The organism is Actinoplanes sp. NPDC049118 (assembly GCF_040648555.1).
Classification (GTDB): domain Bacteria; phylum Actinomycetota; class Actinomycetes; order Mycobacteriales; family Micromonosporaceae; genus Actinoplanes.
Genome location: NZ_JBEZDY010000038.1, coordinates 61,566 through 82,042, shown reverse-complemented (window position 1 = coordinate 82,042; position 20,477 = coordinate 61,566). Strand labels below are relative to the sequence as shown.

Genomic DNA, 20,477 nt, shown 5'->3' with positions numbered 1-20,477 from the left:
CCCGGATAGACGCTGAGGCCGACGTCGTGCAGGACCTGTACAGGACCGAAACTCTTGTCGATCCCGCGCAACTCCAGAAGAGGTGTCGCGGCCACAGGGGGTTCTCCTTCACTCGATGCGGCGCCGCCCACACCCGGCCGGGCATGGGCGGCGCCGTCGGGCCCGAGGTGGGGTCAGCTGACGCCGTTCTCTGCGCAGAGCTTGGCGAAGTCGCCGGCGCAGAGCTGGTCCTTGGTGACGAATCCGTCGGCGACGACGTCCTTGACGCTGTCCTTGAAGATGGGGTCCGGGGTCAGCAGGACCGCGGGAATATCCTTCTTCGTCTCCGGGTCGGTGACGGTCTGCCCGGTGTCCTTCCTCGTGCCCTTGGCCAGGCCGATGGCGAGCTCGGCGGCCGCGTCGGCCTCCTGCTGGATCGCCTTGTAGACCGTCATGCACTGGTCGCCGACGAGGATGTTCTGCAGGCCCTGCACGGTCGCGTCCTGGCCGGTGACCGGGACCTTGCCGTTTAGGCCCTGCTTCTTGAGGACGGAGATGACCGCGTTGCCGAGGCCGTCGTTGGCCGCGAGCACGCCCTTGATGTTCTTGTTCTCGGTCAGCATCTGCTCGAAGATGGTGCCGCCCTGCGCGTTGTCCCAGTCCGGTACGGACTGGTCCGGACCCTTCACGAACTCACCCGAGGCGAACTTGGGGTCGAGGACCGAGTCGTAGCCCTGCTTGAACAGGGTGGCGTTGTTGTCGGTCGGCGAGCCGTTGAGCCGGGCCACGACGGGCTTGACGGCCTTCATGGCCGTCAGGCACTTGACCAGGCCCTCGCCCTGAAGCTTGCCGACCGCCACGTTGTCGAAGCTGACGTAGTAGTCCGCGTTGCCGCCGAGCGTGAGGCGGTCGTAGTCGATGGTCGCGATGCCGGCCGCACGGGCCTTGTCGAGGACCGCCTTGCCGGTTCCGGAGTCCAGGTTGACGATCATGAGCACCTTGACACCGCTGGAGATCATGCCCTCGGCGATCGTCTGGAACTGGCTCTTGTCGCCCTGAGCGTTCTGGATGTCGACCGGTACGCCGGCCGCGTCGAACGCCGCCTTCAGGAACTTGGGGTCGTCGGTGCTCCACCGCTGAGAGCTTGCAGTGTCCGGCAGGATGACGCCCACCTTGCCGACGGACGCGCCGCCGTCCGTGCCTGAATCGCCACCGCTGTCGTCACCGCATGCAGCCATGCTGCCGGCGGCCAGCAGGCCGGCCGCGGCAAGGGCGAACATTCCCTTACGCATTCCTCGAGTCCTTTCGGATCAATCCGGACCTTGCTTCGGATTCTGGTGTGCGCTGCCGGGAACGTCACTCACCCGATCCGCTGCGGGATCGGACACTCTGTTGTATCGGGCAACGTATTCCCGGTGCTGAACGTTGGCACGACGGGCCTGATCGCAAGGTCCCGCAGCCCGCGTAGACGGCAGCGCGACGACGTTGGGTCACCGCGCAGCCATGGAGTCACTCCACAACGTGACGCTAGGTCACTTCACGGCTCTGGATTGCCGGATCTTGATAACGGTGTCGTAACGGAAGGATCCGGAACAGCGTCTGCCGCTCTATGTCCGAATCTTCGCGATTTTCGCATCCGTGAGCCGGATCAGGTCGGCGGGAACGAGCGAGACCTGCAGGCCGCGGCGCCCGGCCGAGACGTACATGCGGTCCAGGGCGGCGGCCGAGTCGTCGACGACCGTCGGCAGCCGCCGGCGCTGTCCCAGCGGGCTGATCCCGCCGCGGACGTAGCCGCTGCTGCGCTCGGCCGCCGCGCGATCCGCCAGCGCCGCACGCTTGCCGCCCGCCGCGCCCGCCAGCGCCTTGAGGTCGAGTTCGCCGGTGACCGGGACCACGGCGACGGTGAGCCCGCCGTCGACCTCGGCGATCAGCGTCTTGAAGAGCGCCGCCGGTGCCACCCCGAGTGCCGCGGCGACCAGCGCGCCGTAGTCGCGCGCATCCGCCGGGACGTCATACGGGTGCAGCTCGTGCGCCACCCGCTGCGCCGTGAGCAGCACGGTGGCCGGGGTACCGGCAGCCTTCTTCGCCACGAGGAGGAAGGTTAGCGGCAGAGCAGGACCGTCGGCGCCCCCGCCGTGCGGGTCAGCACGAGCGACGCCGCGGCGCTGCCGCTGAGCCGCAGGTCCCGGCGCAGCTGCTCGGGCTCGAGCGCGGAGCCGCGTTTGCGGATCTCCAGCCGTCCGACGCCGCGCTCGCGCAGCAGCGTCCGCAGCCGCTTGAGGGAGAACGGCAGCACGTCGGTGATCTCGAGCCGCCGGCCGAACACCGTGTCGACGGCGGTGTCCGTGTAGACGTAGGCGATCTCGGGGTCGGCGATCCGGCCGCCGATCGCCGCGGCGAACTCGGCCACGAGGTGCGAGCGGACCACGGCCGGGTCCGGGTCGTACAGGAAGGCGCCGACCGGGCCGACCGGAGCCGCCTCGACTCCCGATCCGGTCAGCTCGGCCCCCGACGGCAATAGGATCGCCCGCCGCGCGAATTCCGCCAGCGGCCCGCACCAGAACGCGGCCTCGACCAGATCGCCGCCGACGCTGACCCACTCGCCCTCGGCGCCGGGCGGTAGCAGCGCGTGATCGATGCCGGGGGCCAGCTTGAGCACCGTGCGCGGCACCCGGCCTGGCAGGGCGGCGATGAAGTCCCACGGCGGCGACCACGAGCGCGGGTCCATCACCCGGCCGCGGCCCGCCCGCCGGCGCGCCGGGTCGGCGAAGACCGCGTCGAACCTCTCCACCGGAACGCTCGTCGCGTCCGCACACTCCACGGTCACCAGGTGGGCCAGGCCGGCGGCCGCCGCGTTCGCGGCGGCGAGCGCGGCCGTGAGCGGGTCGGCGTCGACGGCCCACACCCGGATGCCCTGGCGGGCCGCGGCGAGCGCGTCCGAGCCGAGGCCGCAGCCGAGGTCGGCGAGGGTCTCGACGCCGGCCGCCCGCAGCCGGGCGGCGCGCCGGTCGGCCACCACCGCCCGCGTCGCCTGCTCGAGCCCCGCCCGGGTGAAAAGCATCGTGGCGCCGGCCGCGCCGAACTTGGCCTCCGCGCGTCTGCGGAGGTCGGCCTGGGTGAGCGCGGCGGCGGACAGGGCAGGGGAGAGGCCGCGGGAGCGCAGGGCCGTGGCGGCGGCGAGCGGGTCCGCGCCGGCGACCTCGGCGGCGGCCGCCAGGGCGGCAGACCCCTCGGCGGTACGCAGGGCGGCGAGCAGTTCGAGGTCCACGGAAAGTCATTCTGCTGGAAGCTGACGTGTTGGCACTCTGGTTGACGGAGTGCTAGTTCCGGCATAATCTCCGATTAGCACTCTCAACCTGAGGGTGCCAGCGTGCTCCCCGATCCGGGGACGTGCGCTTGCGCCAGGCGGACCGGCACCCGCGACGACGGCCCCGCCCGGTGGCATGAGGCATCAGCCCGGCCTGTCATTGGCCGGCGACAACACCTGTACCCAGGAGGGTATGCCCGTGACTACCGCGACAAAGGTTGCGATCAAGCCGCTCGAGGACCGCATCGTGGTCCAGGCGAACGAGGCCGAGACCACGACGGCGTCGGGCATCGTGATCCCCGACACCGCCAAGGAGAAGCCGCAGGAGGGCACCGTCCTCGCCGTCGGCCCCGGCCGGATCGACGACAAGGGCAACCGCGTACCGATCGACGTGAAGGTCGGCGACACCGTCCTGTACTCGAAGTACGGCGGCACCGAGGTCAAGTACGCCGGCGAGGAGTACCTGGTGCTCTCCGCCCGCGACGTCCTCGCGGTCATCGAGAAGTAGACCTGATCTGACAGTGCTGAGCGCCCTGGCCCGGCTTCCGGTCCAGGGCGCCGGTGCGTTGAAGGGACCATAAATGGCGAAGATTCTCAGTTTCTCCGACGACGCGCGGCACCTGTTGGAGCACGGCGTCAACACGCTCGCCGACACGGTCAAGGTCACTCTCGGGCCGCGCGGCCGCAACGTCGTCCTCGACAAGAAGTTCGGCGCGCCCACGATCACCAACGACGGTGTCACCATCGCCAAGGAGATCGAGCTCTCCGACCCGTACGAGAACCTCGGGGCCCAGCTGGTCAAGGAGGTGGCGACGAAGACCAACGACGTCGCCGGCGACGGGACCACCACGGCGACCGTGCTCGCGCAGGCGCTGGTCCGCGAGGGCCTGCGCAACGTGACCGCGGGTGCCAACCCGATCGCGCTCAAGCGCGGCATGGACCTGGCCGCCGAGGCCGTCTCCAAGGCCCTGCTGGAGAAGGCGGTCGAGGTCGACGACAAGAAGTCGATCGCGAACGTCGCCACCATCTCGGCGCAGGACGCCACGATCGGTGAGCTCATCGCCGAGGCGATGGAGAAGGTCGGCCGCGACGGCGTCATCACCGTCGAGGAGGGGTCCGTCCTGGACACCGGGCTCGAGGTGACCGAGGGTCTGCAGTTCGACAAGGGCTTCATCTCGCCGAACTTCGTGACCGACGCCGAGTCGCAGGAGGCCGTCCTCGAGGACGCCTACCTGCTGATCACGACCCAGAAGATCTCCAGCGTCGAGGAGATGCTGCCGCTGCTGGAGAAGGTTCTCTCCGGCGGCAAGCCGCTGCTCATCGTCGCCGAGGACGTCGAGGGCCAGGCGCTGTCGACGCTCGTCGTCAACGCGCTGCGCAAGACCTTCAAGGTTGCGGCCGTGAAGGCCCCGGGCTTCGGGGACCGGCGCAAGGCCATGTTGCAGGACCTTGCGATCGCGACCGGCGGCGAGCTCATCGCCCCCGAGCTCGGCTACAAGATCGACCAGGTCACCCTCGACATGCTGGGCACCGCCCGGCGGGTCGTGGTGGACAAGGAGAGCACGACCATCGTCGACGGTGGCGGCCGCAAGGCCGAGATCGAGGACCGCGTCTCGCAGATCCGCAAGGAGATCGAGGCCTCGGACTCCGACTGGGACCGCGAGAAGCTCTCGGAGCGGCTGGCCAAGCTCTCCGGCGGCATCGCGGTGATCAAGGTCGGCGCCGCGACCGAGGTCGAGATGAAGGAGCGCAAGCACCGCATCGAGGACGCCATCGCGGCGACCAAGGCCGCGGTCGAGGAGGGCACCGTCCCGGGTGGCGGCGCCGCCCTGGCGCAGGTCGCCTCGACGCTCGACGGCAACCTCGGCCTCACCGGCGAGGAGGCGGTCGGCGTGCAGATCGTCCGCAAGGCGCTGGTCGAGCCGCTGCGCTGGATCGCGCAGAACGCGGGCCACGACGGCTACGTGGTGGCGGGCAAGTCCGCCGAGCTCGGCTGGGGCCACGGCCTCAACGCGGCCACCGACGAGTACGTCGACCTGGTCGCGGCCGGCATCATCGACCCGGTGAAGGTGACCCGCAGTGCGGTCTCCAACGCCGTCTCGATCGCCGCGCTGCTGCTCACCACGGAGAGCCTCGTGGTGGAGAAGCCGGCCGAGTCGGAGCCCGCCGCGGGCGGTGGCCACGGCCACAGCCACGGTGGCCACGGCCACCAGCACGGCCCGGGTTTCTGAGTCGAAAGAGTAAAAAAGGGCGCGTCGCATTCCGCGGCGCGCCCTTTCTCGTGTGTGATGCGGGATTCGGGGAAAGAGGCGCGGATGATCGTCGTGGTGGAAGGTCCGACCGCGGCCGGCAAGACGTCGTGGTGCCGGCGTTACGTCGGCCGTTACGTCGCCGAGTACGCCGCGACGGGCCGCGAGCCGACCGACGAGATGGCCCTGGCCCGGCACTGGGCGCGGGTCGGCATGGGCCGCTGGGCGCAGGCCGTCGATCTCGAACGCGCCGACGGCGTCGCGTTCTGCGACACCGACCCGGTGAAGCTGCACTACGCCTGGGGGATGGCGGCGCTCGGCCTGGCGCCGCGCGCCCGGTTCGACCGTGAGCTGACGGTGACCCGGGAGGCGTTCCGCTCCGGCCGGCTCGGGTTCGCCGACGCCGTGCTGGTCGGCCTGCCCGAGGTCGAGACGCTGCAACGGCGCCGCGACAGTGACGAGACCCGGCGGCGGCGCAACTTCGCGGCGCACGTACAGCTCCGCGAGCCCCTTCAGCAGTGGTACGCCACGCTGGACCGGCTCGACCCGGGCCGGGTGATCTGGGAGCTGCCCGCCGAGGGCGTGCCCAAGCTGCCGGTGCCCCGCGCCGATCGCTGCGCGGTGGAGTTGCTGGACGATCTGGTGGCCGCCCTGCCGCCGCTGCGCCAGGCCGTCACCGAACCGTAAGGGCTGTTCCGCGCCCCGCGGATGCAGGATGGAGGCGTGAACCTCTCGCCTCGGGCCGCGTGGGCCGCGCTGGCCGGTGTCGCCGCGGCCGGTGTCGCCGTCGGCGTCGCCGAGATCGTCGCCGTCCCGATCGGCCCGCTCTCGTCGCCGCTGCTCGCCGTCGGCGGCGTGGTGGTCGACAACGTGCCCGGGCCGGTCAAGGATGCGGGAATCGCGGTCTTCGGCACCCACGACAAGACCGCCCTGATCACCGGCACCGTGATCCTGCTCGGGCTCTACGCCGCGGTGCTCGGCGTCATCGCGCTGCGCAGCCGGGCGGCCGCCCTCGCCGGCGTCGTCCTGTTCGGCGCGATCGGCGTGACCGCCGCCGTCACCCGGCACGGCGCCGGGTTCGCGGCCGCGCTGCCGTCGCTGGTCGCCACCGTCGTGGCGGCGCTGGTGCTCCACCGGCTCGTGCGGCTCGCCGCAGCCGCGCAACCGGCCGCCGCGCCCCCCGAGGGTGAGGGCGGCCGGATGGGGCCCGGCGGCGTGGTGCAGGAGAATCGGCGCCGCTTCCTCATGGCGCTGGGCGGTGCCGCCGCGGTGGCCGCCGTCGGGGGCTTCGGCGGCCGGTTCCTGACCTCGCGGCGTGCGGTGACCGCCGCCCGCGACGCCGTCGTGCTGCCGGCCCCGGCGCGGCCGGCCCCCGCGGTCCCGGCCGGCGCCCAGGTCCGGGGTGCGGTCCCCTACGTCACGCCGAACGCCGACTTCTACCGGATCGACACCGCGCTGTATCCGCCTCAGATCGATCCGTCGACCTGGGAGCTGCGCATTCACGGCATGGTCCGCAACCCGATCACCCTCACCTGGGAACAGCTGTTGCGGCGCCCGATGGTGCAGCGGTACGTGACGCTGGCCTGCGTGTCCAATGAGGTCGGCGGCGACCTGATCGGCAACGCGCTCTGGCTCGGCACCCCGATCAAGGATCTGCTGGACGAGGCTCGTCCGCTGCCCGACGCCGACCAGGTGGTGCAGCGCTCGGCCGACGGCTGGAACTGCGGCAGCCCGACCGCGGTGCTGCGCGACGGCCGGGACGCCCTGCTGGCGATCGGCATGAACGGCCGGCCCCTGCCGGTGTCGCACGGCTTCCCGGCGCGCATGGTCGTACCCGGGCTGTACGGCTACGTCTCGGCCTGCAAGTGGATCACCGAGATCGAGTTGACCCGGTTCGCCGACTTCGACGCGTACTGGGTGCCGCGGGGCTGGTCGGCGCAGGGTCCGATCAAGACCCAGTCGCGGATCGACACGCCACGCGACGGCGCCGGGCGTAAGGCCGGCGCGGTCACCGTCGCCGGTGTCGCGTGGGCGCAGCACCGCGGCATAGACCTGGTCGAGGTGCAGATCGACGGCGGCCCATGGGTGCGGGCGACCCTCGCGCCGACCGTATCGTCGGACACCTGGGTGCAGTGGTCCTACCTTTGGCAGGCGACGCCGGGCGAGCACACGGTGCGGGTCCGGGCGGCCGACGGCGACGGCGGCCTACAGACCGGCGCCCCCGCGCCGCCGGCCCCGGACGGGGCGACGGGATGGCATTCCGTACAGGTCACGGTCGACTGAGGGTGTCACCCAAAAGCCGCACTTTTGGTCCGACGACAACCCCAAGTTCGCTCATACGGTGGCTTGCATGTCCACCGATGCGGCGAACACGCCGTTGAACACGTCGACGCGGCTCCCCGCAGGGAACCGCGTCGGCAGCTGTGTGGTGCCGCGCGTCGACCGGCGTCAGGCCGCCGGTACCTGCCGTTGTGCCGGGACCGCCGACTTGTGGGGCCGGCCGAGGCGGGCCTCCAGCCGGGCAAGGTCGACCCGTCCGTGATGCCGATCGGCAAGGTCCTCCCAGCCGACCGCGAGCAGCCGCAGCCGCTCCGCTTCGCTGAAACCTCCCCATACCCCGTACGGCTCACGGACAGCCAGTGCGTGAGCAGCGCACTCCGCCCGGACCGGGCAGGCGCCGCACATCGTCTTGGCGTTCGCCTCCCGACGGTTGCGGGAAGACCCACGCTCACCGTCCGGGTGGAAGAACTGGGCGCTGTCGCGCCCCCTGCACAGGCCGAGTCGCTGCCATTCCCAAAGGTCGGCGATGGGTCCGGGCAGTCTGCGAACGTTCGACATCAACACCCTCCTCCCGCGCGGCACCGCGGAGTGCTGTCATTGAGGGGCCTGACTCAGGCCTGCCGCCCGTGTACCCCGGCGAACGCCGGATCACACGCGACTTGTCGATGTCTTCGCCAGCCGTATCTCATCGGTGCTCCAAGCCGTACCGATGTTTCCTAATTTTTCCATCTAAAGCGCGTAATGCTGCGGCCGTTGCGTGATCTCCTCTGAGAGAGAAGGAGGATCACTGTGCGTACCGTCCTCGTGTGCGTCCGAACCCCACTTGCGGCCCAGACCGTCGCCTCTACCGCGGCCCGGCTCGGGATGACCGGGGTCGTGCGGACGGCGGTCAGCGAGACCGAGGCCATGATCCGACTGGCTGAAAGGCCGGCCGAGGTTGTCCTGGCCGACACCGCCGTGACCCGTCCCGACAGCGTCGGTTTCACCCGCCGCGTCCTCGCCCGCGCCCCACAGGCGCAGGTCGTCCTCTTCGGTGCCGAAGATCCACGGGTCGCCGCAGCGGCTGTCGCCGCCGGTGCCAGGGGTGTCATCCGCGGCGTCGAGCACGACCTGGTCAGTGTCGTCGCCAAGGCGTTGCTGCTCCTGCTGTTGCCGGTGCGGCCACAGGGCATGCCGATCAACGGCGCGAATGCCCAGCCCGCCGCGGTCGGCGGCGCCGGCCGTAACAACAACTCGGCGGCCGCTCGCGGCCTGCACCGCGACGGGCTGGCCATGGCCGGCACGCCCAACGGTGCCGGCGTCCCCGCGATGCTGCCGAATTCCCCGATGGTCCCCGCCCAGCGAGGCGACGGATCGGACATCGACCCGGCCACCGGCCGGCCGATGGTGTGGCCGGGTAACGACACCGGCCGTACCGACGCCCCGACGGGCCGGCGGCTCACGCTCACCGAGCGCGAGTTGCAGGTGTTGCGGGGGATGGCCGACGGCAAGAGCAATGCGGAGATCGGGCGCGAGCTCTTCGTCTCCGAGGACACCGTGAAGACCCACGCTCGGCGGCTCTTCCGCAAGCTGGGCGCCCGAGACCGGGCGCATGCGGTGGCCGCCGGCTTCCGGGCCGGACTGGTCGCTTAACGGTAAGTCGTTTCACACCCGGGGGCCCGGGCGGCGATCACGAAGCGTCGTCGTCCGTGCCCTCGGTCAGTGTGTCGTGCACCCCGTCGGCGTAACCGCGGGCGTACTCCCAGGTCACGTAGTGGTCCGGGTCGGGATCGTAGGCCGGCTCGTGCACCCGCGGTCGACCGTTGCTCAGCAGGTGGCGCAGGTTGCCCCGGAGCAGGTCCCAGTCGAAGTAGTGTGGCTCGTGGCAGTCCTCACACTCGATCACCAGGCCGCGGATGCCCGTCGGACTCAGCAACGCCTGGTAGATCTCCAGGTCGGAGAGGTCCTCGAGGACGTCCTGCCGCTCCGGCTCGGTCAGCGGATCGCTCTCGGCGTCCTCCGAGAGGTCGTCGAGACCGGCGGCCGGGTCGGCGGGGTCGCCGTTGAACGGGTCGATCGGCTCTTCTTGCACGATGTCTACCGTACCCATGTATGGCCGGTGTGTGCTGGCCCGCACGCGCTGTCCGCCCAACAGAACGCCCTGACCGGATGGGTAGGATGAAACACTCCGCCTCTTCGCTAGGGATGATCTGTGGATAACGAGTCGGCCCGCACGGTTCCGCTGGGTCTCACCTTCGACGACGTGCTGCTCCAGCCGGGTGAATCGGACGTCGTGCCGAGCCGCGTCAACACGATCACCCGGTTGACCCGCAACGTCGAGCTGTCCATCCCGCTGCTCTCCAGCGCCATGGACACCGTGACCGAGGCGCGGATGGCGATCGCGATGGCCCGCCAGGGCGGTATCGGCGTGCTGCACCGCAACCTCTCGCTCGAGGACCAGGCCTCGCAGGTCGACCTCGTGAAGCGCTCCGAGTCCGGGATGATCACCAACCCGGTCACGTGCAGCCCCGACGACACCCTGCGCGAGGTGGACCAGCTCTGCGGGCGCTACCGCATCTCCGGCCTGCCGGTCGTCGACGCCGAGGGCGTGCTCGTCGGCATCGTCACCAACCGCGACATGCGCTTCGTCACCGACGACAGCGTCAAGGCGCGCGAGGTCATGACGAAGATGCCGTTGATCTCCGCGCCGGTCGGTGTCGGCAAGGACGAGGCCCTGGCGCTGCTGCAGCGGCACAAGGTGGAGAAGCTGCCGCTGGTCGACGACGCCGGCCGGCTGCGCGGACTGATCACGGTCAAGGACTTCACCAAGAGCGAGCAGTATCCGAACGCCGCCAAGGACGCGCAGGGCCGGCTCCGGGTCGCCGCCGCGGTGGGCGTCGGCGAGGACGCCTACAAGCGGGCCCGGTCCCTGATCGACGCCGGCGTCGACGTGGTCATCGTGGACACCGCGCACGGCCACCAGCGCGCCGTGCTGGAGATGGTCGCCCGGCTGAAGAAGGACACCACCACCGACATCGTCGGCGGCAACATCGCGACGTACGCGGGCGCCAAGGCCCTCGTCGACGCGGGCGCCGACGCGGTCAAGGTGGGCGTGGGCCCCGGCGCGATCTGCACCACCCGGATCGTCGCCGGTGTCGGCGTACCGCAGATCACCGCGGTCATGGAGGCCGCCCGGGCCTGCCGCCCCGCGGGCGTACCGGTCATCGCCGACGGCGGCATCCAGTACTCGGGCGACATCGCCAAGGCGATCGTGGCCGGCGCCGACACCGTGATGCTCGGTGGTCTGCTCGCCGGCTCCGAGGAGAGCCCCGGCGACCTGATCTTCATCAACGGCAAGCAGTTCAAGACCTACCGCGGCATGGGCTCGCTGGGCGCCATGCAGTCCCGCGGCCAGGCGAAGTCCTACTCCAAGGACCGCTACTTCCAGCAGGACGTCACCGAGGACAAGCTGGTACCCGAGGGCGTCGAGGGGCAGGTACCCTACCGCGGCCCGCTGTCGCGCGTGGCGCACCAGCTGATCGGTGGCCTGCGCGCGGCGATGGGTTACGTCGGCGCCGAGACGATCCCCGATTTGCAGGAGCGGGGACAGCTCATCAGGATTACCGCGGCGGGCCTCAAGGAAAGCCACCCGCACGACATCCAGATGACCGTCGAGGCACCTAACTACCACTCCCGCTAAGGGGTTTGAGACATGCGTGACGTCGTGGAGATCGGTCTCGGCAAGACCGCACAGCGCGGCTACCACCTGGACGACATCGCGATCGTCCCGAGCCGCCGCACCCGCGACGTGGACGACGTGTCCACCGACTGGCGCCTCGACGCGTACCCGTTCAAGATCCCCTGTGTGGCGCACCCGTCGGACGCGACGATGAGCCCCGAGTCGGCGATCGCGCTCGGCCGCCTCGGCGGCCTGGGCGTGCTCAACGCGGAGGGCCTCTGGACCCGCTACGAGGACCCGACCAAGATCCTCGAGGAGCTGGCGTCGCTCGACGAGGAGGCGGACGCCACCAAGCGCCTCCAGGAGGTCTACTCCGAGCCGATCCGGCCCGAGCTGATCGCCGAGCGGGTCCGCGCCATGCGCGACGGCGGCGTCACGGTCGCCGTCCGGGTGTCGCCGCAGCACACGCTGGCGCTGGCACCGGTGATCCTCGACGCCGGCGTCGACCTGCTGGTCATCCAGGGCACGCTGGTCTCGGCCGAGCACGTGTCCACGACGGACGAGCCGCTGAACCTCAAGGAGTTCATCGCCGATCTCGACCTGCCGGTCATCGTCGGCGGCTGCACCGACTACAAGACGGCGCTGCACCTGATGCGCACCGGGGCGGCCGGCGTCATCGTCGGCATCGGCGCGGACGAGTGGTCCACCACGGACACGGTCCTCGGCATCCGGGTCCCGATGGCCACCGCGATCGCCGACGCCGCGGCCGCGCGCCGCGACTACCTTGACGAGACCGGCGGCCGCTACGTGCACCTGATCGCCGACGGCGGCATCCAGACCTCGGGCGACATCGCGAAGGCGATCGGCTGCGGCGCGGACGCGGTCATGCTGGGCGAGCCGCTCTCGCTGGCCGAGGGCGCCCCGGCCGGCGGCGCGTGGTGGCACTCGGCGGCGAGCCACCCGAGCCTGCCGCGCGGGGGCTTCTGCATCGCGGGCGAGCCGGACGGCACCCTCGAGGAGCTGCTTTACGGCCCCGCCGACCGGCCGGACGGCCAGCTGAACCTCTTCGGCGGCCTCCGCCGCGCCATGGCTAAGTGTGGCTACCACGACGTGAAGGAATTCCAGAAAGTTTCGCTTGTCCTCGATCGCTGACGATTAAGTGCACATGCAGGAAAACACGCGCAGGGTACGAGCAGCCGTAGCGACCGTCGCGGTGCTGGCGCTGGCCGGCTGCACCGCCGACGAGGGCGGGCCGGCGCCCACCCCGTCGACCTCGATCTCGACCGCACCGAGCTTCGCGGCGGGGGCCGAGGGGGCCGGCGATCCGTACTTCCCGACGTACGGCAACGGGGGTTACGACGTCGGCGGCTACGACCTGAAGCTGCGGTACGACCCGGCCGGCGGGGAGTTGCGGGGCACCGCGACGATCACCGCCACCGCCACCCAGGACCTGTCGCGGTTCAACCTCGATCTCGCTAACCTCGTCGCCGGCAAGGTGACCGTCGACGGCCGGGCCGCCACCAGCCGGGCCGACGGCAACGAGCTGGTCGTCACGCCCGCGGCCGGCCTCACCAAGGGCGCGGCCTTCACCGTCGTCATCGAGTACGGCGGCAAGCCGCAGGCGCTGGACAACGAGACGCTCGGGGTCGGCGGGTGGCTGCGTACCAAGGACGGAGCCTTCGCCATCGGCCAGCCGGAGTCCGCGAGCACCTGGTTCCCGGTCAACGACCACCCGTCCGACAAGGCCACGTTCTCGCTGGCCATGACCGTTCCCGACGGGGTCGAGGCGATCGGCAACGGCGTGCCGGGCCCGCGCAGCACCGCCGGCGGCTGGACCACCTGGACCTGGACAGAGCGGAACCCGCTGGCCAGCTACCTGGCGTTCGTGGTGATCGGGCAGTACCGGATGCAGGTCGGCACGCACGCCGGCAAGCCGATGATCATCGCGATCCCGGAGTCGCTGCCCGCGAACGGCAACGCCGCCCGGGCGCTCGCCCGCACCGGCGAGGTCGCCGACTATCTCGCCACCCAGTTCGGGCCGTACCCGTTCGCCGCGTACGGCGGGATCGTCCTCGACGACGACCGGGTCGGCTACGCCCTGGAGACCCAGTCGCGGCCGGTTTACGGGAACACCTTCTTCGGCGGCCGCGCCAACGCCACGGTGGTCGCGCACGAGCTGGCGCACCAGTGGTACGGCGACAGCGTCTCCATGCGCCGCTGGCAGGACATCTGGCTCAACGAGGGCTTCGCCACCTACGCGGAGTGGCTCTGGCAGGAGCACCAGGACGAGCGGACCGTCCAGCAGTCCTTCGACCGGGTGTACGCGGACTTCGACTGGACCATCCCGACCGGCGATCCGGGCGACGACAACCTGTTCAGCGACGCGGTCTACCTGCGCGGCGCGATGACCGTGCACGCCCTGCGCAAGCAGATCGGTGACGACGCGTTCTTCGCGCTGCTCAAGTCGTGGCCGGCCGAGCACCGCGACGGCAACGTCAGCACCGAGGACTTCATCGCGGCGGCCGAGAAGGCGTCCGGCAAGGATCTCGGCGACTTCTTCGAGGCGTGGCTGTTCGGCAAGCGGAAGCCTACTTATTGATCAGCTCGGGGTGGTCCTCGAGGTAGGGCCCGGGCCGGCTGGCCGCCATCGCCTTGAGGAAGCCCCGGCCGGTCGGGGTCAGCTGCTCGCCGATGTAGCGGCCGTTGCTGGAGACCGAGTCGCCGGGCAGCCCGACCAGGGTCAGCCGCGAGGGGTCGAGGTCGCGCAGCGCGTACGCGTACTCGATCGGGCTGCGGTCGCCGGAGAAGACCAGGGTGTCGCCGAGCGCCACGAGGATCGTCTGCACCCCGGCCTGGTCGGCGGGCAGCCCCGCGCCCATGGCCTGGGTGAGCAGCGCCCTGACGAGCTGGCGCTGGTGGCGCTGCCGGGTGTAGTCGCCGCCGGCGGTGTAGCGCTGGCGCGCGTAGTCGATCGCCTGCCAGCCGACGAGCTTGCGGGTTCCGGGCAGGTAGGTGGCCTGCGGGCCGACGTACCCGCCGCCGCCGGAGCGCAGCGTGCGCGCGGTGCCGTCGGGGCGGCGGTGCTGCGAGACGACCTTCTGGTCGATCTTCAGGGTGACGCCGCCGAGGGCGTCGGTCAGCCTGCTCAGCCCGCTGAAGGTCAGGATCGCGCCCGCGTCGAAACCGTCGATGCCGACGTAGTCCGAGATCGTCCGTGCGAGCAGCTCGTAGCCCTGCGCGACGTCGGCCTTGTCGGTGCCCGGTACCTTCGCGCCGGCGCTCATCGCCTCGGTGAGCTTGCGCCGCCCGCCGCCGTACCCGTTGGCCGCGAACGCGGGCACGTCCACGCGCAGGTCGCGGGGGAGCGAGTAGAGATAGCCGGACTTGAGACCGGCGTCGATGTGCAACACCATGACGGCGTCCGCGTGCGGTTGCCAGTCCGGGATGCTCACGCGGGTGTCGACGCCGACCACCAGCAGATCGAGCGGGCCGGTGATGTCGGTGCCGGCCGACGGGACCGGGTCGGCCGAGGCGGGCGGGGTGTACGGCACCGCGGGCCGTCCCGCGCTTGGCACAGCCGCCGGAGCGGGCTCGTCGGGGCCGCTCCGCAGCACTATGACGATTCCCACCCCGGCCAGCAGCACGACGACCGCGCCGATCGCCGCAAACAGGAGCTTCCTCGTCCGCATGTTGGAACAGTAGGCGACGACTTCAAGCAGCTCAATGCCCCAAGATCTCGCCCCTTGGAACGAGCATGGAAAACGTGAAGATCGGTTGTACGTTGGCCGCCGCGATTCGCCGTGGCGGTGGGTCGATCACGGGGAGGCGCGGCCATATGAAGTTCGTCTCGCGGCGGGTAACCGTCGGTGCTCTGTCGGCGGCGGTAGTCGTGTCCGTGGCCGGGGTGTCCACCTGGGCGCTGGCTGCCGAAACCCCCGATTCCGAGCCCGTGCGGCTCGTCGTCGGCCTCAAGGCCAGCGCACCGCAGGACGTGACGGCCGCGGGAACCGTGTCCGCGATGGGCCTCCGGACGATGGACGCCTCGGGCGCCGCCAAGCAGGCGATGTCTGTGCTGCGCGCGCAGACCACGGAGGTCTCGGCCGAGCGCAAGGCGTCGGTCATCGCGGCCCTGAAGAAGGACCCGAACGTCGCGTACGTCGAGGTAGACCACGTGCTGAAGGCGTACGACGTGAGCCCGAACGACCCGCAGTACGTCGCGGGCGCGCAGCCCGAGGTGGACCAGGTAAAGCTCCCGGCCGCCTGGGAAACCACGAAGGGTGACGACACGGTCAAGGTCGCTGTGCTGGACACGGGCGTCACCGGCGTCGGTGACCTGGCCGGCGCGGTCCTGCCCGGCTTCAATGCCATCACCAACGACGACGACACCGCCGACGACAACGGCCACGGCACCATGGTGTCGTCGCTGATCGCCGCCCGCGGCGACAACGGCGTCGGCATGGCCGGCGGCTGCTGGAACTGCAAGATCCTCCCGGTCAAGGTGCTCGACTCCGAGGGCTTCGGCACCTACAGCAACATCGCCAAGGGCATCGTCTGGGCCACCAACAACGGCGCTAAGATCATCAACCTGTCGCTCGGCGGTGAGTTCCCCGGCCGGGTCCTTGACGACGCGGTCGCGTGGGCCAACCTCAAGGGCGTGCTGGTCGTCGCCGCTGCCGGCAACGAGCACTCACCCGCCCCGCACTACCCGGCCGCGTGCACCGACGTGCTCGCCGTCGGCGCCACCGCGCGCGGCTCCGACGAGCGCGAGGTCTACTCCAACTACGGCGCCGGCTGGGTCGACATGGTCGCGCCGGGCGACGTCACGGTCATGGTCGGCGAGAACGAGTTCGAGCCCCTGCAGGGCACGTCGTTCGCGGCGCCGATGGTCGCCGGCGCGGCCGCGCTGATCAAGACGCAGCACCCCGAGTACACCGGCTGGTCGATCTCGCGCGCGTTGCGGGTCGCGGCCCGCCCGCTCGACGCCGACGGCAACGGCCAGCACGACGGCTGGTCGCAGTACGGCATGCTCGACGCCGCCAAGGGCCTGACCATCGGCACCGAGCTGGACCCGCCGACGATCACCGGCGTCTCGTACCCGGGTGAGAACTGGCGGATTCGCGGTTCCATCAACGTCACGCCGACCGGCGTCGGCGACCCCTGGTCCGGGGTTCGCAACGTCGACCTCTACGTGGACGGCGCATACAAGGCGCAGGACCGGACCGCGCCCTACGCGCTGCCATACAACACCACCAGCCACAGCAACGGCACGGTCAAGCTGCAGCTGCGGGTCTACGACAAGGCCGGCAACCGCACCACCTTCGACCGCACCTTCATCGCGGACAACACGGTGCCGACCGTGAAGATCACCAGCGCGCCGAAGAACAAGGCGAAGGTCAAGGGCACGGTGAAGATCGCGGTCACCGCCTCCGACACGTACGGCATGCGCCGGGTGGAGCTGCTGATCAACGGCAAGGTGATCCAGACGGACACCACCTCGCCGTACAACTTCAGCTTCGCCGCCTCGAAGCAGCCGAAGACGATGAAGGTCCAGATCCGGGCGGTCGACCTGGCCGGCAACGTCAAGTACGAGGCGACGCGCAACTACACGCGCTGACCGGTCCTGCGGCAAGCCCTCACCGAGCGCTCCCGGTGAGGGCTTCCTGCTACCCGGTCGCACCCGACGGGGTCCGGCGTCTCCAACGGGCGGGCCCGACCGTATAGGTATGACTCTGCTGCGGGTTCTGGGTGTCGGTCTCCTGGTGGGTGCCATCTCGGTCACGGGCAGTCCGGCCGTCGCCGCGCCGGCGGACGAGGCGCCCGTCTCGCTGATCGTCGGCCTGCGCGGAGACACCGACGTGGTCGCCTCCCTCGAGCGCCGCGTCGACGTCGTCGACAGCGAGCAGCTCGCCGGGGCCGGTGCGGTCACCGTCGACGTCCCAGCCGACCAGGTCACCGAGGCCGCGGACACGCTCCGGGCCGACCCCGCCGTCGCGTACGTGGAGCGGGACCAGGTCGCCCAGATGGCCGTCGTCAGGCCCGGCGACCCGTACTTCTCCGGCCAGTGGGGCGTCACCCGCACCGACGTCGCCCGGGCCTGGGACACGACCCGGGGCGCCGGCAGCGTGGTCGTCGCCGTGGTCGACACCGGCGTGAAGAAGCTGCCCGACTTCACCGGGCGGGTGCTGCCCGGCTACGACTTCGTCAACGACGACAGCAACGCCGACGACGACCAGGGGCACGGGACGATGGCCGCCGGCGTGATCGCCGCGAGCGGCGACAACGGCGTCGGCATCGCCGGCATCTGCTGGTACTGCAAGATCCTGCCGGTCAAGGTGCTCGACGCCAAGGGCAGCGGCAGCTACAGCGACATCGCCGAGGGCATCCGCTGGTCGGCCGACAAGGGCGCGGACATCATCAACCTGTCGCTGGGCGGCACGGCGGACAGCCGCCTGCTGCGCGACGCCGTCGCGTACGCCACCGGCAAGGGCGCGCTCGTGGTCGCGGCGGCCGGCAACAGCGGGGTGTCGACGCCGACATACCCGGCGGCGGCTCCTGACGCGCTCGCCGTCGGCGCCTCCACCTCCGGCGACGCCCGCTACTCCTGGTCGAACTACGGCAGCAAGTGGGTCGACATCGCGGCGCCCGGCTGCAACCCGGCGCAGGGTCGCAACGGCGTCGTCAGCCAGTTCTGCGGCACCTCGTCGGCCACCCCGTTCGTCGCCGGCATCGCCGCCCTGCTCGAGTCGACCACCCCGACGCCGACGGCCGCCACCATGCGGACGGCGCTGACGACGTCGGCCACCAAGATCTCCGGCGGCTGGGTCGCCACCTCCTCCGGCCGGGTCAACGCCGCGGCCGCCCTCGCCACCCTGCCGGTCACCGACGACCACGTGGCTCCGTCCACGTCCATCACCTCGCCGGGCGGCAACGCGCTGGTCCGCGGGACGGTCAACGTCACGGCCCGCGCCACCGACGACATCGGCATCGCCAAGGTTCAGCTGCTCGCCGACGGCGTGGTCGTGGGCACCGACCGGGTGGCGCCGTACGCCTTCTCCTGGCGGACCTCCGGCCGGGGCAAGGCCGTGACGCTCGCGCTGCGCACGTACGACCGCGGCGGCAATGTGGCGAACGCCACCCGCGCGGTGAACGTCGACAACTGGGGCCCCTCGGTCCGGATCACCAGCGGCCCGGCCAACGGCACGCGCAAGGTACGCAAGACCCGGTACATCGCCGCCACGGCCGCCGACACCCACGGGATCAGCCGGATGGAACTGCTGGTCAACGGCAAGGTCACCCAGCGGTACGCGGGTAGCACCCGCAAGTTCGGCGTGCAGACGTGGAAGCACGGCAAGGTCATGACCGTGCAGGTGCGCGCCTACGACAGGGCCGGCAACGTGCGATCCGCCCCGGCCCGGAAGTGGTACCGCTGACGCCGGTAAACTCGCGCGTCATGAGTACACCGCGTCCGGTTCTTGTCGTCGACTTCGGCGCACAGTACGCCCAGTTGATCGCCCGACGGGTCCGCGAGGCGCGGGTCTACTCGGAGATCGTGCCGCACTCGATGCCGGTCGCGGAGATGCTCGCCCGGAACCCGGCGGCCATCATCCTGTCCGGCGGCCCGTCGAGCGTCTACGAGCCCGGTGCGCCGTCGCTCGACGCGACGCTGTTCGACCACGACGTGCCGGTCTTCGGCATCTGTTACGGCTTCCAGGCGATGGCGCAGGCGCTGGGCGGCACGGTCGCGCACTCCGGCGCGCGGGAGTACGGCCGTACCGTGCTCACGCCGCTCGCCGAGGCCGGAACGCTGCTGCGCGAGCTTCCCGCGGACCTGCCGGTCTGGATGTCGCACGGCGACGCGGTGACCGAGGCTCCGGCCGGCTTCGCCGTCACCGCCTCCTCGGCGGGTGCGCCGGTGGCCGCGTTCGAGAGCCTGGAGACCCGGCGGGCCGGCGTGCAGTTCCACCCCGAGGTGGCGCACACCCAGCAGGGGCAGGAGATGCTCCAGCGTTTCCTCTATGACATCGCCGGCATCGAGCCGACCTGGACGTCGTCCAACATCATCGACGACCAGGTCGCCGCGATCCGCGAGCAGGTGGGCGACAAGCAGGTCATCTGCGGCCTGTCCGGCGGCGTCGACTCGGCGGTGGCCGCGGCGCTGGTGCACAAGGCGATCGGGGACCAGCTCACCTGCGTCTTCGTCGACCACGGACTGCTGCGCGCCGGCGAGGCGGAGCAGGTCGAGAAGGACTACGTCGCGGCGACCGGCATCCGGCTCAAGGTCGTCGACGCCGCCGACACCTTCCTGGGCCACCTGGCCGGCGTCACCGACCCCGAGCAGAAGCGCAAGATCATCGGTCGGGAGTTCATCCGGGCGTTCGAGGCGGCGGCCCGCGAGCTCGACGCCGAGCGGCACATCGAGTTCCTGGTGCAGGGCACGCTCTACCCGGACGTGGTCGAGTCCGGCGGCGGCACCGGCACGGCGAACATCAAGTCGCACCACAACGTCGGCGGCCTGCCGGACGACCTGCAGTTCGCGCTGATCGAGCCGCTGCGCACCCTGTTCAAGGACGAGGTGCGCGCGCTCGGCGCCGAACTGGGCCTGCCCGAGGAGATCGTCCAGCGGCACCCGTTCCCGGGCCCCGGCCTGGCGATCCGGATCATCGGCGCGGTCGACCGGCACCGGCTCGACGTGCTGCGCGCCGCGGACCTGATCGCCCGCGAGGAGCTGACCGCGGCCGGCCTGGACCGCGACGTGTGGCAGTTCCCGGTGGTCCTGCTGGCCGACGTGCGCAGCGTCGGCGTGCAGGGCGACGGCCGGACCTACGGGCACCCCGTCGTGCTGCGGCCGGTCTCCAGCGAGGACGCCATGACGGCTGACTGGTCGCGCCTGCCGTACGAGATCATCGCCAAGATCTCGACCCGGGTCACGAACGAGGTGCCCGAGGTCAACCGGGTGGTCCTCGATGTGACAAGCAAGCCGCCGGGCACCATCGAGTGGGAGTAG

17 protein-coding genes and 1 pseudogene are annotated in these 20,477 nt (G+C 70.9%); 11 read left to right on the top strand and 7 right to left on the bottom strand.

The window, feature by feature from the left end; all coding sequences use genetic code 11:
- The 4 genes and pseudogenes from AB0B58_RS38640 to AB0B58_RS38625 all read right to left on the bottom strand — a co-directional run.
- A pseudogene (locus tag AB0B58_RS38640) lies at nucleotides 1–95 on the bottom strand (sugar ABC transporter ATP-binding protein); the annotation flags it as partial.
- Nucleotides 96–173: 78 nt separating this feature from the next.
- Entirely contained in the window at nucleotides 174–1,271 is a 1,098-nt protein-coding gene (locus AB0B58_RS38635; protein ID WP_360234980.1) for a substrate-binding domain-containing protein, read from the bottom strand.
- A 315-nt stretch (nucleotides 1,272–1,586) separates the two neighbouring features.
- Nucleotides 1,587–2,069, bottom strand: coding sequence for a Cys-tRNA(Pro) deacylase (gene ybaK, locus AB0B58_RS38630; protein WP_360234977.1), 483 nt, complete (start codon nucleotides 2,067–2,069; stop codon nucleotides 1,587–1,589).
- An 11-nt stretch (nucleotides 2,070–2,080) separates the two neighbouring features.
- Nucleotides 2,081–3,247, bottom strand: a complete 1,167-nt coding sequence (locus AB0B58_RS38625; RefSeq protein ID WP_360234974.1) for a class I SAM-dependent methyltransferase — start codon at nucleotides 3,245–3,247, stop codon at nucleotides 2,081–2,083.
- Between the two features lie 232 nt (nucleotides 3,248–3,479).
- Here AB0B58_RS38625 and groES point away from each other — a divergent pair, with 232 nt between their 5' ends.
- The 4 genes from groES to AB0B58_RS38605 all read left to right on the top strand — a co-directional run bounded on the left by groES (nucleotide 3,480) and on the right by AB0B58_RS38605 (nucleotide 7,818).
- On the top strand, nucleotides 3,480–3,794 hold the full coding sequence (gene groES / locus AB0B58_RS38620) for a co-chaperone GroES (RefSeq protein ID WP_018222648.1): 315 nt from the start codon (nucleotides 3,480–3,482) through the stop codon (nucleotides 3,792–3,794).
- A 73-nt stretch (nucleotides 3,795–3,867) separates the two neighbouring features.
- Nucleotides 3,868–5,517, top strand: coding sequence for a chaperonin GroEL (groL, locus tag AB0B58_RS38615; RefSeq protein WP_360234970.1), 1,650 nt, complete (start codon nucleotides 3,868–3,870; stop codon nucleotides 5,515–5,517).
- Between the two features lie 84 nt (nucleotides 5,518–5,601).
- A complete protein-coding gene (locus AB0B58_RS38610; RefSeq protein WP_360234967.1) occupies nucleotides 5,602–6,222 on the top strand; it encodes a hypothetical protein in 621 nt (206 codons plus the stop codon).
- Nucleotides 6,223–6,243: 21 nt separating this feature from the next.
- Entirely contained in the window at nucleotides 6,244–7,818 is a 1,575-nt protein-coding gene (locus AB0B58_RS38605; protein WP_360234964.1) for a molybdopterin-dependent oxidoreductase, read from the top strand.
- Between the two features lie 165 nt (nucleotides 7,819–7,983).
- Here the strand turns inward: AB0B58_RS38605 and AB0B58_RS38600 are convergent, their stop codons facing one another.
- Complete coding sequence (locus AB0B58_RS38600) at nucleotides 7,984–8,373, bottom strand: WhiB family transcriptional regulator (RefSeq protein WP_360234961.1); 390 nt, start codon at nucleotides 8,371–8,373, stop codon at nucleotides 7,984–7,986.
- Between the two features lie 231 nt (nucleotides 8,374–8,604).
- On the opposite strand from AB0B58_RS38600, the gene AB0B58_RS38595 reads away from it, so the two are divergent.
- Nucleotides 8,605–9,447, top strand: coding sequence for a response regulator transcription factor (locus AB0B58_RS38595; RefSeq protein WP_360234958.1), 843 nt, complete (start codon nucleotides 8,605–8,607; stop codon nucleotides 9,445–9,447).
- 37 nt (nucleotides 9,448–9,484) lie between these two features.
- Here the strand turns inward: AB0B58_RS38595 and AB0B58_RS38590 are convergent, their stop codons facing one another.
- Nucleotides 9,485–9,886 carry a DUF5319 domain-containing protein gene (locus tag AB0B58_RS38590; RefSeq protein WP_360234955.1) on the bottom strand — a complete coding sequence of 134 codons (402 nt, stop codon included), beginning with the start codon at nucleotides 9,884–9,886 and terminating at the stop codon, nucleotides 9,485–9,487.
- 120 nt (nucleotides 9,887–10,006) lie between these two features.
- Between AB0B58_RS38590 and guaB the strand changes: the two genes are divergently transcribed.
- From guaB to AB0B58_RS38575, 3 genes are read left to right on the top strand one after another with little or no spacing between them, the layout of a single operon-like run.
- Complete coding sequence (gene guaB / locus AB0B58_RS38585; RefSeq protein ID WP_360234952.1) at nucleotides 10,007–11,494, top strand: IMP dehydrogenase; 1,488 nt, start codon at nucleotides 10,007–10,009, stop codon at nucleotides 11,492–11,494.
- A 12-nt stretch (nucleotides 11,495–11,506) separates the two neighbouring features.
- Nucleotides 11,507–12,625, top strand: coding sequence for a GuaB3 family IMP dehydrogenase-related protein (locus AB0B58_RS38580; RefSeq protein WP_360234949.1), 1,119 nt, complete (start codon nucleotides 11,507–11,509; stop codon nucleotides 12,623–12,625).
- 13 nt (nucleotides 12,626–12,638) lie between these two features.
- Nucleotides 12,639–14,072: a M1 family metallopeptidase gene (locus tag AB0B58_RS38575; protein ID WP_360234946.1), complete on the top strand. Its 1,434-nt coding sequence runs from the start codon at nucleotides 12,639–12,641 to the stop codon at nucleotides 14,070–14,072.
- Here AB0B58_RS38575 and AB0B58_RS38570 read toward each other — a convergent pair.
- Nucleotides 14,062–15,162: an LCP family protein gene (locus AB0B58_RS38570; protein ID WP_360234943.1), complete on the bottom strand. Its 1,101-nt coding sequence runs from the start codon at nucleotides 15,160–15,162 to the stop codon at nucleotides 14,062–14,064. The two genes, AB0B58_RS38575 and AB0B58_RS38570, sit on opposite strands and share 11 nt — an antisense overlap.
- 146 nt (nucleotides 15,163–15,308) lie before the next feature.
- On the opposite strand from AB0B58_RS38570, the gene AB0B58_RS38565 reads away from it, so the two are divergent.
- The 3 genes from AB0B58_RS38565 to guaA all read left to right on the top strand — a co-directional run bounded on the left by AB0B58_RS38565 (nucleotide 15,309) and on the right by guaA (nucleotide 20,477).
- The gene (locus tag AB0B58_RS38565) at nucleotides 15,309–17,087 is read left to right on the top strand and encodes a S8 family serine peptidase (RefSeq protein ID WP_360234940.1); all 1,779 of its coding nucleotides are present in this window, start codon (nucleotides 15,309–15,311) and stop codon (nucleotides 17,085–17,087) included.
- Between the two features lie 109 nt (nucleotides 17,088–17,196).
- Nucleotides 17,197–18,903: a S8 family serine peptidase gene (locus tag AB0B58_RS38560; RefSeq protein WP_360234937.1), complete on the top strand. Its 1,707-nt coding sequence runs from the start codon at nucleotides 17,197–17,199 to the stop codon at nucleotides 18,901–18,903.
- Nucleotides 18,904–18,923: 20 nt separating this feature from the next.
- Complete coding sequence (gene guaA / locus AB0B58_RS38555) at nucleotides 18,924–20,477, top strand: glutamine-hydrolyzing GMP synthase (RefSeq protein ID WP_360234934.1); 1,554 nt, start codon at nucleotides 18,924–18,926, stop codon at nucleotides 20,475–20,477.

Excerpts from the sequence above, each read along its gene's own strand:
- AB0B58_RS38635 (WP_360234980.1), bottom strand. The coding sequence starts at position 1,271 with ATGCGTAAGGGAATGTTCGCCCTTGCCGCGGCCGGCCTGCTGGCCGCC.
- groES (WP_018222648.1), top strand. The coding sequence starts at position 3,480 with ATGCCCGTGACTACCGCGACAAAGGTTGCGATCAAGCCGCTCGAGGAC.
- groL (WP_360234970.1), top strand. The coding sequence starts at position 3,868 with ATGGCGAAGATTCTCAGTTTCTCCGACGACGCGCGGCACCTGTTGGAG.
- AB0B58_RS38610 (WP_360234967.1), top strand. The coding sequence starts at position 5,602 with ATGATCGTCGTGGTGGAAGGTCCGACCGCGGCCGGCAAGACGTCGTGG.
- AB0B58_RS38605 (WP_360234964.1), top strand. The coding sequence starts at position 6,244 with ATGCAGGATGGAGGCGTGAACCTCTCGCCTCGGGCCGCGTGGGCCGCG.
- AB0B58_RS38600 (WP_360234961.1), bottom strand. The coding sequence starts at position 8,373 with ATGTCGAACGTTCGCAGACTGCCCGGACCCATCGCCGACCTTTGGGAA.
- AB0B58_RS38580 (WP_360234949.1), top strand. The coding sequence starts at position 11,507 with ATGCGTGACGTCGTGGAGATCGGTCTCGGCAAGACCGCACAGCGCGGC.
- AB0B58_RS38575 (WP_360234946.1), top strand. The coding sequence starts at position 12,639 with ATGCAGGAAAACACGCGCAGGGTACGAGCAGCCGTAGCGACCGTCGCG.
- AB0B58_RS38570 (WP_360234943.1), bottom strand. The coding sequence starts at position 15,162 with ATGCGGACGAGGAAGCTCCTGTTTGCGGCGATCGGCGCGGTCGTCGTG.
- AB0B58_RS38565 (WP_360234940.1), top strand. The coding sequence starts at position 15,309 with ATGAAGTTCGTCTCGCGGCGGGTAACCGTCGGTGCTCTGTCGGCGGCG.
- AB0B58_RS38560 (WP_360234937.1), top strand. The coding sequence starts at position 17,197 with ATGACTCTGCTGCGGGTTCTGGGTGTCGGTCTCCTGGTGGGTGCCATC.
- guaA (WP_360234934.1), top strand. The coding sequence starts at position 18,924 with ATGAGTACACCGCGTCCGGTTCTTGTCGTCGACTTCGGCGCACAGTAC.